The sequence below is a fragment of the Endozoicomonas sp. ALC013 genome, from assembly GCF_049310205.1.
Taxonomy (GTDB): domain Bacteria; phylum Pseudomonadota; class Gammaproteobacteria; order Pseudomonadales; family Endozoicomonadaceae; genus Endozoicomonas.
This window is the reverse complement of the sequence record NZ_JBLYNS010000017.1, coordinates 13,563-28,933: the sequence shown is the minus strand read 5'-3', so window position 1 is coordinate 28,933 and position 15,371 is coordinate 13,563. Positions and strand designations below refer to the sequence as shown.

Sequence of the window (15,371 nt, the reverse complement as noted above, 5' to 3'; positions counted from 1 at the left end):
TACCGGTCAGAGGATGTGAAAAAAAATATCGCTGATATTGATACCATTTACCCTGACCACTACCAGGCAACAAGCCCGTCTGGTAACCAGGCAGGAGAAACAACGACAGAGGGGGTTTCGGTTGTTCCTCCGGAACAGGTGTCGCCTTTACTGGCATTGCCAAATGAGCTCCTGATTAAAATTTCTGACTACCTGTCTTTCGTTGATGTTAGCCATTTGGCTACAACCAGCAAGCGCTTGATTACACTTTTCAACACAGCAGAAAAACTGAAAAAACTGGCCGCTCAATATTATGGCTCTGCCTATGATGCCTATAGAAAAATGATTGAAAACAGGGATATACCTGCTGTTCCGGGCAATGAAATTTATGACCCTTTATTACGGCTTGCTTATCATCGATGCTTAAGCAATCAATACCTGGCGTCTCTGGAAAGTAATACCCTGCAAACCTCCGTGGTGACGCTGAATGGGCATACCTCCGGGGTGATCTCAGTCACGTTATTGTCTGATGGGCGGTTGGCTTCCTGTGCTGGCCAGACCATAAAGGTGTGGGACCCAGGCAAGCCCCACGGGCAGCAATGCGTCATGACACTCCATGGGCATACCTCCCTGCTGAGGTCTGTCATAGCATTGGCCGATGGGCGGCTGGCTTCCTGCTCTGAAGACAAAACCGTAAAGGTGTGGGATCTGAGCAAACCCGACGACCAGCAATGCGTGGCGACGCTCAACGGGCATACCAGGGAGGTAGATTCAGTTACGCAATTGCCCGATGGGCGGCTGGTTTCCTGTTCTCATGATCGGACTATTAAGGTGTGGGACCTGAGCAAACCCAACGGCCAGGAATATGTGACGACGCTGAATGGGCATACCGATTCGGTAACCTGTGTTACGACATTGCCCGATGGGCGCCTGGCTTCCTGCTCTCTTGACGAGACCATTAAGTTGTGGGACCTGGGCAAGCCCGCCGGTGAGGCATGTGTGGCAACGCTGAATGCGCTCCGCTGGATGTTCACAATCACGCCATTGCCCGATGGGCGGCTGGCTTTCTGTTCTCATGAGGGGCCTATTAAGGTGAGGGACCTGAGCAAGCCCAACGGCCAGGAATGTGTGGTGACGCTGAATGGGCATACCGATTGGGTGAAGTCAATTGCGCTATTGCCCGATGGACGGCTGGCTTCCTGTGGTGATGATCAGACTATTAAGGTGTGGGATCTGAGCAAGCCCAACGGCCAGCAATGTGTGGCGACACTGAAAGAGCATAGCAAAGACGTGTTCTTTGTTACGCCATTGCCCGGTGGGCGACTGGCTTCCTGCTCTCTTGACGAGACCATAAAGTTGTGGGACCTGGGCAAACCAGACGAGCTGCAATGCATGGTAACGCTGAATGGGCAGCCGACTTCCTGCTCCCCCCCGCGAAAAAGAAGAAAAATCGTTTAATGATGTAAAAATTACCGGTGGTATCTGAAGTGAAAGTTGCCGCGCAATGGCCTGCCTTGAGTCCTGATCATGCTTTCGGGACCGGATTCCTGCATTCACTAATTCATTTATTTATTGAGTTAACGACGTTTTTATCGTCGGGTAGGGAAGTGGATAGAGATTTACTTTTTATCAGGGCCCAGTGATATTACCTGAATTCAGGCTGCTGATTTTTGCATTTCGAGAAAGAACTTTAGAACTGTTCACCGGTCAGAAATGGTGTGAAAAGAAATATCGCTAATATTGATAATATTCCACCTAACCACTATCAGGGAAGCAACCCGTCTGATAACCAGTCAATAGAAAAAACTACGAAGGGGGTTTCGGTTGTTCCTCCGGAACAGGTGTCGCCTTTACTGGCATTGCCAAATGAGCTCCTGATTAAAATTTCCGACTACCTGTCTTTCGTTGATGTTAGCCACCTGGCTACAACCAGCAAGCGTTTGATTACACTTTTCAACACAGAAGAAAAACTGAAAAAACTGGCCCTTCAATATTATGGCTCTGACCTTGAAGCCTATAGAAACCTGATTGAAGACAGGGATATACATATACCTGCTGTTCCGAACAATGAAATTTATGACCCGGTATTACGGCTTGCTTATCATCGATGCTTAAGCAATCAATACCTGGCTTCTCTGGAAAATAATACCTGGCAAGCCTGGGTGGCGTCGAAAAGGTATACCGTCGAAATGAACTCATGCACCGCATTGGCCGATCAACGACCGGCTTCCTGCCTACGGCTTGCTGATCATCGAAACACAAGTAATAAATACCTGAAGTCTCTGGGAATTAATACCCAAAAAACCTGCGTGGCGACACTTAAGGGGCACACTGACAGGGTGAGCTCAGTCACGGCATTGGCCGATGGGCGGCTGGTTTCCTGCTCTTTTGACAAGACCCTGAAGCTGTGGGATCTGAACCAGCCCGACGGGCAGCAATGCGTGGTGACACTCAATGGACATAGTGACAGGGTGAACTCAGTCACGACATTGCACGACGGTCGGCTGGTTTCCTGCTCTGATGACAAGACCCTGAAGGTGTGGGATCTGAACCAGCCCGACGGGCTGCAATGCGTGGCGACGCTGAATGGGCATACTGGCAGGGTGAAATCAATCACGACACTGGCCGATGGGCGATTGGCTTCCTGTGCTACTGACAGGAGCGTAAAGATCTGGGATCTGAACAAGCCCGACGGGCAACAATGCGTGGCGACGCTGGAAAGTCATAAGTCATGGGTATATTCAGTGACGCAATTGCCTGATGGGCTGCTGGTTTCCTCCTCTGAGGACAATACCGTAAAAGTGTGGGATCTGAGCAATTTCCGGGGGCCTCCATGCGTGGCAACGTTGAATGGGCATACTAACAGGGTGAATTCAGTCGCGCCACTGGCCGGTAAGCAGCTGGTTTCCTGCTCTTCTGACCAGACCGTCAAGGTATGGGATCTGAGCAATCTTTACGGGCAACCCTGCGTGGCGACGCTGCGTGAGCATAACGGTGTGGTGGACTCAGTCACGTTATTGCCCGATGGGCGGCTGGCTTCCTGCTCTTTTGACAATACCGTAAGGGTATGGGATCTGAGCTTGCCCGACGGAGAGCCGTGCGTGGCGACGCTGCATGGACATACCGACTGGGTGGTCTTTGTTACGTCATTGCCCGGTGAGCGGCTGGCTTCCTGCTCTGCTGACAATACCGTAAAGGTATGGGATCTGAGAGAGTCCAACGGGTAGTACATGGTTTCAATGAGTTTGACGGGTTGTCGTGCCTCCGCACACCCTTCGTCCCAAGCCTGTCGAAGGACCCATAGGGCCTAAAGGCGGAAACTCCGGTCTCTGATAGATCGTGCCAAGCACCCTTCGACTCCGCTCAGGGTGAACGGAGATTGTACACGTCAAACTCATTGAAACCATGTAATAGGGTAGCCATGCGTGGCGGCGTAGAATGTGCACATCGACAGGATGAACAAAGTCATGGATGGCTGGCTCCTTGTTCCTCCTCATACAAAGAAGAAAAATCGTTTAATGATGTAAAAAATAGCAGTGGTATCTTAATGAAAGTTGCCACGCAATGGCCTGCCTCGAGCCCTTATTCTTCTGTCTTCAGGAGCAGATTCATGCACTCATTAATTCATTTATTAATTAACGAATTTTTTATAGTCGGGTCAGGAGGTGAATAAGGCTTTACTCTTTATCAGGGCGGAGTGATATAACCTGAATTCAAGCAGACTGAAATATTATATTTCCGGGAAAAGAACTTTAGAGCTATTCACTGGTCAGAGACTGCATGGCTAATAATATCGCTGATAGTGCTAACGGTTCTTCCCCTCATTATCCCCGGGAAACATATCCATCGGGCAACCAGACAGGGGAAAAAACCACTGCGGGGATTTCGGTTGTTCATCCAGAACAGGTGTCTTCTTTAATGGTATTGCCAAATGAACTCCTGGTTAAAATTTCTAACAACCTGTCTTTCGTTGATGTTAGAAGCCTGGCTTTAACAAATAAGCGTTTAATGACACTGTTCAACACAGAAGAAAAACTGAAAAAACTGGCCATTCAATATTATGGCTCTGCCTTTGAAGGCTATAGAAAAATAATTGGAAACAGGCATATACCCGCTGTTCCAGGCAATAAAATTCATGACCGTTTATTACGGCTTGCCTATTACCGATTCGTCAGCAATCAATACTTTGCTGATCTGGGAAGCAAAGCCTGGAGAGCCTGTGTGGCCGTTCTGAGAGGGCATAACAGGAGTGTGAACTCAGTTACGGCATTGGCCAATGGTTTGGTGGCTTCCGGTGCTGATGACCGGGCCGTGAAGTTGTGGGATCTGGGCAGGTCAGGTCGGCGGAAATGCGTGGTGACGCTAATTGGGCATACTCAAAGGGTGAACTCAGTCACGTTATTGCCTGATGGACGGCTGGCTTCCTGTTCTGATGACGGGACTGTAAAGGTGTGGGATCTAAGCAAGCCAGACGGCCAGCAATGTGTGGCGACGCTGTATGGGCATAGCGGTTGGGTGCAGTCAGTCACGGTATTGCCTGATGGGCGGCTGGCTTCCTGCTCTGTTGATCAAACCATAAAGGTGTGGGATCTCGGCCAGCGATGCGTGGTGACGCTGTATGGGCATACCGGCTGGGTGAGGTCAGTCACGGTATTGCCCGGTGGGCGGCTGGCTTCCTGCGCTCATGACGGGACCGTAAAGGTGTGGGATCTGGGCAAGCTCGACGGTCAGCAATGCGTAGCGACGTTGATAGGGCATTCTGGCTGGGTGGTGTCAGTCACGGTATTGGCCGATGGGCGGCTGGCCTCCTGTTCATCTTTTGACAATACCGTAAAGGTGTGGGATCTGGGCAAGCCCGACGGCCAGCAATGCGTGGCGACGCTGAATGGGCATACCGGCATAGTGTTGTCAGTCACGCAATTGCCCGATGGGCGTCTGGCTTCCTGCTCGGGTCCTGGTGATCTGAGCGTAAGAGTGTGGGATCTGAGCAAGCCAGACGATCAGCAATGCGTGGCAATACTGAAGGGGCATACCGCGTGTGTGACATCCGTCACAGCATTGCCTGATGGGGGGCTGGCTTCCTGTTCTCTTGACGGGACCATAAGGGTGTGGCGTCTTAACAAACCCGAAGAGAAGCGACGGAGGGTGACACCCCATGGAAAACACAACCGGTTGAACTCAGCCCAGACCGGTGGGCGGCTGGATTCCTGCTCACCTCCCACGAAAAAGAAGAGAATTCGTTGATTGATAATGTAAAAACAAGCTGTCGTATATCAGCAACCTGACAAACTGAGCCCGCAACGAAATGTCAACAGGCTCTTGATGCCTTATCAGTACTCGACCCGGTAGCTCAGGTTATAGGCTCGACCTTCAGCCTTGTGTGCACTGATACCATTGTAGGTTGTCCTGGCCCACTGGCTGTATACGGTTTCGTAGTCCTTATTCAACAGGTTGGTTATTCCTGCTTTAAGGGTGCCCATGGGAAGGTCGTAGGAAACCAGAAGGTCAACGGTTGTGTATCCATCAATTTCACGGTCTGTCACCGTCTGGCTGGAAGAGCTGTAACTTTTCCCCTTGTCATAATCCAGGAAGGTCATGGATTGCAGGCGGACATTAAGATCTCCCTGATCATAAGCGACAAATGTTGTAAATTTCTCCGGTGAGACATCCGCTGCTTGCAGGTCCAGCCACTCCCCTATTTCCTTGTAATAGCTGCGTCCTTCAGTAAAGGCGTAAGTACCCCCGACGTACCAGTAATCATTCAGGAAATATTCAATAGCACCCTCAATACCGTAGACTTTTCTTTTTTGATCCAGCAGGTCTACATTGTAATCTTCATTAAAGGCAATGGTTTTGTCCGATTCGTTGTAGAAGACGGAGACATTGGCAAAGATATTGTCAAAGCTGCCCCGCCATCCAAGCTCGAAACTATCCGTCTTGATGGCATCGAGGTTTGCTTCAGAAATATTGGTTCGCGGGAGCGGCAGGCTATTAGGAAGACGACTAACCGGGGAGACCGTATCACGCAGAATTCTCGACGCATCGGGTACATCAAAACCCTGTGAGTAATTAGCGAACAGCTCATTACTTTGATTCAGATGGAAGACGAAGCCAAGATTAAACAGCGTATCGTCGTATTTTCTAACGGCACCTTCCAGTGGAGTTTTTGTTATCCCTAATTGTTGTGCAATCCAAGTTTCAGCGAGAGGCATATGATCACTGATATCCAGCCTTGCACGCTCATACCTGATACCGCCATTCAGCGTCAGCTGTGAGGTTAAATCATAGGAGGTTTGCAAATAAAGCCCAAGGGTTTTGGTTTCAACATCAGGACCATATTCATACTCTGGGCCTGTGGGCTCAATAACTCTGCCACCACTGGCTATATATTTTGCTAAATCATGCAGCTGCCCTCTTTGCTCGCCATCGTCCACATCATAATCAAGGCCGTAGGAAAGCTTGAGCTGATTATTCAGCGAACGGTCAAGGTTCAGTTTTACTCCAAAAACCTCAGCGGTAGACGTCGATTGGTTTATAAATGTACCTACTCCTCGAATGACGTTGGGATAGGGAAAGAATCGGGCTTCACGCCCACGATAGTAGGTCTGTGCCTGAAGGTTATTGCCCAGAAAATCGTCGTCTTTATAAACAAGGTCAATAGACTGTCGCTGACTGTAAGGCTGTTTTTCCAGCTCAAGTCCTTTCAGGGCTGCGGGTGAGTCGGCAATATTGCCACCAGGTACGGATGAAATATCGGGTGCAAAATCAGAATCCATCTGGTCATCAAAGAATTGCAGCGTTGCCTCCAGTCGCTGCTGGTCGGTCAGGTCATACCCAAGTTTAATCAGCGCATCTTTGCTATCGGTATCCATGCGGCTGACCTGGGATGGATCAGGGTTAACCCGGTTACCGTCTGCATCAAAAATACCACCACGACTTTCATAGGTGCCACTGAACAGATAGTCAAAGGCACCGGAGCGGCCACTGATATTCTGGTTAAGTGTCCAGGTGGTCAGTTCATCACCGGATACTTTGAATCCTGCTTCCGAAGCAAACTGCAGCTCATCGGTTTCAGGCTTACGGGTAATGACATTGATAATCCCGCCAGTAGCGCCACCACCATAAATTGCACTGGCACCGGAGATAACCTCGATGCGTTCAATATTTTCTGGCCGGATAGAGTTCAGTTGTCGGCTGATCTGACGGTTCTCCGCTTGGGATATGCCATCGATCAGGACCAATACTTTCCGGCCACGGAGGCTTTGGGTTCTGTCTGTCACCGTTTGCGTGCTGGGTCCAAACCCTGGAATCACCTGTTCAAGAACATCCGCCAGCTTCTGTCCCGGCTGGGACTGCTGAATAATCTCCTGCTGGCCGATTACCTGAACCGTACCAGAAATATTGGAAATGCTGGATTCTGACCGGGAGGCGGTAACCACTATCTGGTCCACGGTGGTCACCGCTGTCTCTGAAGCTGCGGTCGCCTGAGCGGCGGTAACCAGAGAAATCGCCGCCATGAGTGGCAGAGGTATTTTTTTACACGTCATTTTTCGACTTTTCCATGAGTAATGATTGTCATTCTTATTAAGTCCTTGTAGTTATGCAGGACCTGCTTCCTGCAGGCCTCTTTACTTCTTTTATTAAATTAACGTTGCTGGATGTATTTTCCGCTGAGCAGCAGAAGAATGAAGTAAATACCACCGGCACCGGAAACCAGAAGGCCTGAGGGTATTTCAAAGGGAGCGATAACGGTTCGTGATAACCAGTCACTGCTGACCAGTAACAATGCCCCGGTAATGGCCGCGGCAGGAATAAGATGGCGGTGACTGGACATACCGGTCACTCTGCAGATATGGGGAGCCATCAGTCCGACAAAGGACACCCCGCCTACGGCAGCCACACTGAAAGCACTGAGCAACGCGACGATTACCAGCAGCAGCGCAATGGTTACGGATACACGAATACCGAGCAGTGTGGGCAGATAAGCACCAAGCTGAAGAATATCGAGCCTGCGCCACATCATCCACAAAATGGGAAGCAGGATGATAACGGCTGAAAACAGGGGATAGGTGCGTTCATCCGTCACGGCATAGGTGCTGCCGGACAGCCAGATCAGCACTTCACTGGACTGGTTGCTGCCCAGAACCAGCACCATACTGATCAGGGTGGTGGCAACCGCCGAAAGGCACAGACCGCCCAGGGCAAATAATAGTGGATTGAAACCGGTCAGACGGCTCAGGGTCAGCAACAGGATCAACGCAATACCACTGCCGGATATGGCTAACAGCATTAAACCAAAACTGTCTATTCCCGGGTAGAGGACGGCACCCAGAACAATAAATAAAACAGCGGTTGTCGTTAATCCCGATACGTCCGGGCTGGTCAGTGGGTTTCGGGTTAATGTTTGTAACACGAGACCGGAAACCCCAAGTGCCGCACCCGCAAACGCAGCGCTCATGACCCTGGGCCAGCGCAGATGCATAAACGTCATCTCTATCTGGCTGAACAGGCTCAATCCCATCAATATCAGACACAGTAAGGACAGAACTGCCAGAGTGCGGTTCGGATTCATAGAGAACAGTGCGCGTATACCTGTTTCTCCCGGCGTTGTCCCCAGTGCACCGACCCGGTTTCTCCGCGTCAGTAGAAAAATCATAAACGGGGCTCCAACAATGGTGGTCATGACGCCAGCGGGAAAGCTGTAATGGGAGTCCGAGACCATTATCGGGATCAATCGTGCGGCGATATCAGCACTGAGCAGCAACAATGCCCCCACCACCGAAGCCAGCAGCAGTCGCGACCATACCGGCTGACAGCCCAGGCCCCGGGCAATATGAGGTGCGATCAGGCCAACAAAACTGATCATCCCTACCTGACTGACAACGGTAGAAGACAGGATCACGGCAATCAGCAACGAAAAGCCAACGGTATGTCGTACATTTACCCCAAGGGTTTGGGCCTGTTCTGCCCCCAGGGTAATCAGGTCAAGTTGCCGGGCAAAGAATAACGCGATAAGGGTGAACAGCAGGATTATTGGCCAGCTGTGCTGAACCGCCTGAAAATCGAACTGGGAGAGATTACCGGCCCCCCAGGTATACAACCCATCCAGACGGTTTTCGAAAAACATCAGCATGCCAGCACTGATAGCACCAAAAGAGAGGGTGATTGCCATCCCCACCAGCACCAGGTTAACCGGTGAATTGCTGATGGCACTGGCCAGACGGAAGACCAGTAATGTGGTGATTATTGCGCCGGTAAATGCCACCACGACCGGGTATTGCCCGGTAATATCCGGCAGCAATACCGATCCCATCACAATCGCAACCATGGCCCCGGCATTAACGCCCAGGGTTGCAGGGCTGGCAAAGGGATTCCTGGTTGCGCCCTGAATCAGTACTCCGGCCGCGCCCAGGGCTGCACCACAGAGTAAAGCCATCAGGGTTCTGGGCAGTAACAACCAGGTAACAATGGTTGCATTGAGGGGCTGATGCTCGCGGATACTTCCGCCCGGTACTGACGATGGAAAAAATGGCATATCAACCAGCAAACTGGGGTCAATGCCTGATGGGACGGTCATTAATGATATTGCCACGGCCACCACATACAGCAGAAATACCGACAGGAAGACGCTGGTTGCTTTAAAGGGTACGGAGTAACTCATCATGCCTCCGGTGCCAGTTGTGACACGATTGCCGTTGCCATGCGGGTTGCGGACAACGGTCCTCCGAAGGACCACAGTGCCGGCAAATAGTGAACCCGCCCTTCCCTGACCGCCGGGATAGCCTGCCATACCGGAGAACGGGTCATGGCCGGAAGGTCATCAGGCTGACTACCGATAATAAGCAGGCTGGCATCACCAATGGTGGTCAGCTTTAACAGGTCAACATGGGTAAAGTCCCGCCCGGGCAGAGCGCTGTGCCAGCTATTCACCAGACCCAGCTCATTAACGATGGCCCCCGCCATGGACGCATCGGCATAGACCCTGAGCCCAAGGCCCATTCCCACAAATTTGCCAACCACTACTGACTGTCCAGTCATACCGGCTTGCTGGATACGACGCCGTGCCTGACCCATTAGCTGCTCCATTTCCCGCAGCTTTTCCTCAGCCAGAGTCGTCTGATCGGTCAGCCGGGCGACAGAGCGAAAGACACTCTGCATCCTGTGGTAGTAGTTTGAAGGGTTGTCTGTTGTGGGATACTGGGTAAACAGCACCGTGGGAGCAATGGCTTCCAGCTCTGCAATAATTCGATTGTGTCGCCATTGGTAGCCCAGTATTAAATCCGGCTTGAGCGCCGCAATGGCCTCAAGTGATGGTTCGGATCTTAAGCCCAGCTCCTGAACCCCGTCTGGCATTATCGGACTATTGGATTGCCACTCCTTATACCCTTTGATTGACGTGACCCCCGCAGGTGTAATGCCCAGGGTCAGCAACATTTCCGCCTGGGTCCAATTAAGGGCGGCAATCTTATCGGGTCTTTTTTCGCCTGAATCGAAAGATGATGCCCCGGCTGACTGAGCCGCAGTGGTGAGTAGCAAGAGTAAGGTAAAAGCAGCGTGTAGCCTGGCATTGAAAGATACTGACATTCAGGCAACTTCCTTGTCGGATACACTCGGCAACGGCTCTGGTGAACTGTTCGCTGATGGCAAAAACAGGTGGTGATCATAACCTTCTGGCTGAACCCTGGTGGTTTTAACACCAAACACATCAGCAATAACGTCCGTGTCGATTACCCGGTCCGCCCTGCCCTGTCGTACCAGCTCTCCCTGGTTCATCAACACCACATCATCACTGAATTGCAGCGCCTGATTAAGGTCGTGAAGAACCCAGACGACTGTCGTATTTTGCTCAAGGTTCAACGTCCGGACGATATCGAGCAGCTGGAGTTGATGGGCAATATCAAGCCATGAGGTGGGCTCATCCAGCAATAAAATGCCGGTCTCCTGGGCCAGTACCATTGCCAGCCATACCCGCTGCATTTCTCCCCCGGACAGGTGATCGACCCGTTCCTTGGCGAAGTCCACCATATCTACCCGAGCCAGCGCTGTGTTGATTGCCCGGTGATCACTGGCTTTCATCCGGCCAAAGGGGCCTGCATGGGGGTAACGGCCACAGGCGACCAGTTCAGAAACTGACATTCCCAAGGGCACGGGTGAGTGCTGAGGTAACAGTGCCAGCTTCCGGGCCAGTGCTTTTCTGTGCCATTGCACCAGCGGTTTTCCAGCGAGTAACGCTGCTCCGCTATCGGGCGTGATCAAACCGGAAAGCATCTTTAACAGCGTGCTTTTGCCCGAACCATTAGGTCCGAGAATGGCGGTTATTCTGCCGGGAGCCAACTCAAGGCTGATCGGCTTGATCACCTGCTTGCCATTAACACGGTAACTTGCCTGATTAAGGCAGAGTGTATGATTAGACATCCATTTTTCTTTTTTGATGAACTGTTTCGTTTGTCTCAGGCTGATCCGTTTTCTGCTGGTTTATTGATCAGTTGTTTTGAGATGGTTGCGAATGATATTGATTATCATTTGATCCTTCAAGTAATTTTCTTGTTATCCTGTATTCGATCCATTGCCCAATCCCTTGCTTCGCTCCAATCCAGGCACGCCTTCATGGGAAACGGCATGGCATTTTGCATGTTTTTACTGACCACACGGTCGCCCTCTTGTTCCGAGCCAACCAGTCTGGCGACACCGGAACAATATAAGCCCAGCAACTGCCGTTTCTCCTTAAACCAGACTCCAAGCAATTTACGGGCTACAGGTGAAAATTCACTATTAGGCTGTGCATGTATTACCATGCTGAAGGGCTCTTTTCTGTCCAGAAGCCCGGATAACTCATGTAACCAATCCTGTGCATCCTGATCCGTTGCCGGAGCATTAAAGCGGATGGTAACCATGGGCCAACCCATCATTTGAATCGCAGACATAATGACTTCCCGTGTTTATGATCAACCCATAAAAAAGTGATCATCAGTGATACGCTGGCAACCAGCACCCCGACCAACTCCTGCTGCCAGCCATTACTGTTCATCGTGCCGGCCAGCAAAGCACCCAGCGTATAGCCAATGGTATGAATCATAGTGAGCATGCCGGTAAGAGCACCCTGCTGACTGCTGGCCTGAGCAGATGCCAATGCCGTATAGGCGGGGGTTAATAAAGCAACCGAAGCGGCGCTGATGGTCAGTCCGCTGGCCAGCCAGAACAGGCGCTCACCGGTCACCATGAACATACTGCCGATCAGCAACAACACACTCCCACACTTCAATGCCATGACCAGATTTCGCTGAACCCACCGGGCAGCGACCAGATGGGCAATAATGGTCGACAGTGCTGCCAGCATCATCAGGATTGACAGTAATCGGGTGGTGGTGACTCCGTCATGAACAATAAGATGAAGTCGGGGACCGGCCAGGTATTGCAGAAACCCAAACAACGTAGTGACTGAGCACGCCAGTAACAGCAACGGCCAGGTCTCTGTCATTAATCCCAATAAGCGCACATTGCCATTACTGGCTGCTGACATCTTGTCATGCCTGACTGATACAACGGGTAAAATGACTAGCAGAATGAAGAGAACCATAGCCAGCAGCGATACGACACCGATGGGAAAAGCACTTCCCCAGCTGATGAATATGGCTGGCACCAGGGGGCCTGATAGCCGACCTACATTAATACTGGCGGTGATGCGGCTGAGCATTCTGGCTCGATTTGACGGACTACTGTCGTCAATTACCCATGCCTGAACTGCCGGGTACAAGCCAGATGCAAGCAGCCCATAGACGATGCGGGCAGAGAACATTAAGAAAATTGCCTGCTGTTGATTCAGCACGTCAGACACTACTCCCTGAATAGACAGGGTCAGCATCAAAAAGCTCAGGGCTATGCCGGCAGTACCCGAGATGATTACAGGTATACGACCATATCTGTCTGATATCCGTCCCCAGATGGGGGCCGATACGATAAACAATCCTGTACCGAGAGCAACCATGGTGCTGAGCACACCATAGCCAATTCCAGTCTCTTCCAGAATGGCTGGCAGGCTGATCAGCAGTGTTGTCTGGCCAGTTCCCAGCAGGAATACCGCGATCAAACGACAGAAGTTATTCCGGGCAGGGTTTTGTCCGAAAGAGCGTTGTCCGAAAGAGCGCTGCCCGGAATGGGTGTCTGTTGAAACGTGATATAACGCATTTTCCGGCATGTTCAATTCTCAATGCTGCACATTTATTATTCAATTTGTTGCAAATGATAATTGTTATCATATAGGATGACAACCCAATCCAGAACGGGATCGATTTTAAAAAGTGAAAATAACAGACCGTTGAAAAGGAAAATGGGTTGGTGAATAAGTTAAGAATTGATGACCAACCCCTATTAAAACTTTTAATAACTAACTCTCAACAACGTTGTTGATGAGAGCGTAATTCGTTGAACCATAAAAACTGAAATAATAATGATGTCCTCAGATTCAATACTGAAATCGTCGGCTGATAAAATAATGTCCGGCATATCCCCCGATAGCGTGGATGCTCAACGGCGAAGTGATGCGGCTATTGTCAGAAACCAGGCTGAAGTGCTGAGCGCTAACTGTTTTTTTAATGCGCTCCTGCGAGAATGGCAAGGCTGGACATTACATAAAGTTAATGAGTTTAAAGTGATAGAGCGTTATCGATCACAATTGAACTCTGCCATCGGGAAGAACATTGATCATGTGATCAATATCCCTGTTCATGATGTATCGCTATTGGTATGTATCAGTCACTTTTCAATAACCGGGCGTCACCAGTTTTTAATGCCAGTCATTTTATCGAGCCCGGCAAAAGCAACGGCTACTCCCATCACTTTTATAGAGGCCGTTCAGTTGCTGGTCAGTGGGGATATTCTCTGGCAGAGCGATCCACAGAGCCGGAGAAACTTCCTGGAACGGGTTCATCACAGTGTTAACAATATTGAAACCAATCTGAGAGTCCGTCAGCCATCATTAGACGCTATTTTTAATGCTCCCGGGGATTTTCAGACTTCAGAACAGTCACTGCTGGCAGGGCACTCTGTCCATCCCTGCCCGAAAAGTTATGATCAATTCAGTCGGGATGATGCCGCCCGGTATATGCCTGAGTTTGGTAGCAGCTTCAAGCTACATTGGTTTGCCATAGACTCCGACCTGCTCGATGCCGACAGTGTTCATACACTGTCGTTCAGTGAACTGACCAGACAACTGGCAGAAGAAGACCAGAACTTTCCAGCTGCATTACTCCATGGAACCCCGGAGCATCAAACGCTCTTGCCTGCCCATCCATGGCAGGCTGAACAGTGGCTGAAAAGTAACTATATACGTCAGTTGATTCAGGAAAAAAAACTGGTTGATTATGGATTAAAGGGCAGTGACTGGAGAGCAACATCATCCGTGCGTTCCCTGCATGCCAGCCACGCGTCTTTCATGTTGAAGTATTCACTCAGCGTAAAACTGACCAACTCTGTGCGCCACCTGTTACCTAAAGAGGTGATTCGCGGCAAAGAGATCCATCAGGTGAAATATCATACGTCCATTGGCACGGAAATGAAGCAGCGCTACCCGGACTTTGAGGTGATCACCGAGCCTGCCCATGGGGCGATCAGGGGACCGGATGGACAGATATTGCCAGAGACCATGATGGTTCTGCGGGAAAATCCATTCAATAACGTTCAAACATTGAGGTCAACCGAGTTACTGGCGAGCCTGACCCAGGATAATCCTGACGGTGCATCAAAGCTGGTTTCACTGATCCGGAAACTGGCTGACAAAGAGCAGCTTCCACCAGAAAGAATAGCTGTTCGCTGGTTTAACCAATACCTGTCAACCGTCGTAGAACCGCTAATGATCGGGCAGTCAGACTTTGGTCTTTTATTTGGTGCCCATCAGCAGAACCTGTTGATCACTCTGAAACAGGGTTATCCCCGGAAAGTCTATTTCCGTGATTGCCAGGGAACGGGCTACAGCCATACCGCCCGTGAACTTCTGGCGGAGACGATCTCAGCAGAAACCAGACAGCAGGAGCATCATGTGGATGGTGAACTGGGCAACTGGTTGTTTACCTATTATCTGATCATCAATTCCACCTTTGGTGTCATCAGTGCCCTTGGGGCCGGGCAAGTCACTTCAGAATCTTCACTGCTGATGGCTCTGAGAGAGTTTCTGATGAAACTCAGAGCGTCTGATCCCAGAGATACAGGTTGTCTGGACTACATTCTCAACAGTCCTGAACTCTGGTCAAAAGGCAACTTTTATTGCTCTTACTGCGATATGAATGAGAACACCCTGGAAAATCCTCTGGCAGTGTATCACCCGCTATCAAACCCACTCGTGGGGTTGTCACAGGACGAACTTCTACCTTAATCGCCAAAAATCCGTAAACAGGGAC

General features: G+C 50.5%; 10 protein-coding genes. 4 read left to right on the top strand and 6 right to left on the bottom strand.

Annotation, left to right across the window (positions count from 1 at the left end):
* The first annotated feature begins 15 nt into the window (after positions 1-15).
* The 3 genes from ACO6V1_RS05630 (at position 16) to ACO6V1_RS05620 (ending at position 5,223) form a co-directional block, all read left to right on the top strand.
* A complete protein-coding gene (locus ACO6V1_RS05630; RefSeq protein WP_422466119.1) occupies positions 16-1,437 on the top strand; it encodes an F-box/WD repeat-containing protein in 1,422 nt (473 codons plus the stop codon).
* Between the two features lie 260 nt (positions 1,438-1,697).
* A complete protein-coding gene (locus ACO6V1_RS05625) occupies positions 1,698-3,206 on the top strand; it encodes an F-box/WD repeat-containing protein (RefSeq protein WP_422444461.1) in 1,509 nt (502 codons plus the stop codon).
* Between the two features lie 553 nt (positions 3,207-3,759).
* Positions 3,760-5,223 carry an F-box/WD repeat-containing protein gene (locus tag ACO6V1_RS05620; protein ID WP_422461234.1) on the top strand — a complete coding sequence of 488 codons (1,464 nt, stop codon included), beginning with the start codon at positions 3,760-3,762 and terminating at the stop codon, positions 5,221-5,223.
* 86 nt (positions 5,224-5,309) lie between these two features.
* On the opposite strand, the gene ACO6V1_RS05615 is transcribed toward ACO6V1_RS05620, so the two are convergent.
* The 6 genes from ACO6V1_RS05615 to ACO6V1_RS05590 form a co-directional block, all read right to left on the bottom strand.
* Positions 5,310-7,526: a TonB-dependent receptor gene (locus tag ACO6V1_RS05615; RefSeq protein ID WP_422444457.1), complete on the bottom strand. Its 2,217-nt coding sequence runs from the start codon at positions 7,524-7,526 to the stop codon at positions 5,310-5,312.
* Positions 7,527-7,624: 98 nt separating this feature from the next.
* Entirely contained in the window at positions 7,625-9,643 is a 2,019-nt protein-coding gene (locus ACO6V1_RS05610) for an iron ABC transporter permease (protein ID WP_422466117.1), read from the bottom strand.
* Complete coding sequence (locus ACO6V1_RS05605; protein WP_422461228.1) at positions 9,640-10,563, bottom strand: iron-siderophore ABC transporter substrate-binding protein; 924 nt, start codon at positions 10,561-10,563, stop codon at positions 9,640-9,642. Before ACO6V1_RS05605 ends, ACO6V1_RS05610 begins: the two co-directional genes overlap by 4 nt.
* A complete protein-coding gene (locus tag ACO6V1_RS05600) occupies positions 10,564-11,394 on the bottom strand; it encodes an ABC transporter ATP-binding protein (protein WP_422466115.1) in 831 nt (276 codons plus the stop codon).
* A 116-nt stretch (positions 11,395-11,510) separates the two neighbouring features.
* Entirely contained in the window at positions 11,511-11,903 is a 393-nt protein-coding gene (locus tag ACO6V1_RS05595) for a hypothetical protein (RefSeq protein ID WP_422444449.1), read from the bottom strand.
* Positions 11,885-13,174, bottom strand: a complete 1,290-nt coding sequence (locus ACO6V1_RS05590; RefSeq protein ID WP_422466113.1) for an MFS transporter — start codon at positions 13,172-13,174, stop codon at positions 11,885-11,887. Before ACO6V1_RS05590 ends, ACO6V1_RS05595 begins: the two co-directional genes overlap by 19 nt.
* A 252-nt stretch (positions 13,175-13,426) precedes the next feature.
* Between ACO6V1_RS05590 and ACO6V1_RS05585 the strand changes: the two genes are divergently transcribed.
* Positions 13,427-15,346 (top strand): IucA/IucC family protein, encoded by a 1,920-nt coding sequence (locus ACO6V1_RS05585; protein WP_422466111.1) that lies wholly within the window; start codon positions 13,427-13,429, stop codon positions 15,344-15,346.
* The last annotated feature ends 25 nt before the right edge of the window (positions 15,347-15,371 follow it).

What these genes read in the sequence shown, in the direction of transcription:
- ACO6V1_RS05620 (WP_422461234.1), top strand. Translation starts at nt 3,760, where the DNA reads ATGGCTAATAATATCGCTGATAGTGCTAACGGTTCTTCCCCTCATTAT.
- ACO6V1_RS05615 (WP_422444457.1), bottom strand. Translation starts at nt 7,526, where the DNA reads ATGACGTGTAAAAAAATACCTCTGCCACTCATGGCGGCGATTTCTCTG.
- ACO6V1_RS05610 (WP_422466117.1), bottom strand. Translation starts at nt 9,643, where the DNA reads ATGATGAGTTACTCCGTACCCTTTAAAGCAACCAGCGTCTTCCTGTCG.
- ACO6V1_RS05605 (WP_422461228.1), bottom strand. Translation starts at nt 10,563, where the DNA reads ATGTCAGTATCTTTCAATGCCAGGCTACACGCTGCTTTTACCTTACTC.
- ACO6V1_RS05600 (WP_422466115.1), bottom strand. Translation starts at nt 11,394, where the DNA reads ATGTCTAATCATACACTCTGCCTTAATCAGGCAAGTTACCGTGTTAAT.
- ACO6V1_RS05595 (WP_422444449.1), bottom strand. Translation starts at nt 11,903, where the DNA reads ATGTCTGCGATTCAAATGATGGGTTGGCCCATGGTTACCATCCGCTTT.
- ACO6V1_RS05590 (WP_422466113.1), bottom strand. Translation starts at nt 13,174, where the DNA reads ATGCCGGAAAATGCGTTATATCACGTTTCAACAGACACCCATTCCGGG.
- ACO6V1_RS05585 (WP_422466111.1), top strand. Translation starts at nt 13,427, where the DNA reads ATGATGTCCTCAGATTCAATACTGAAATCGTCGGCTGATAAAATAATG.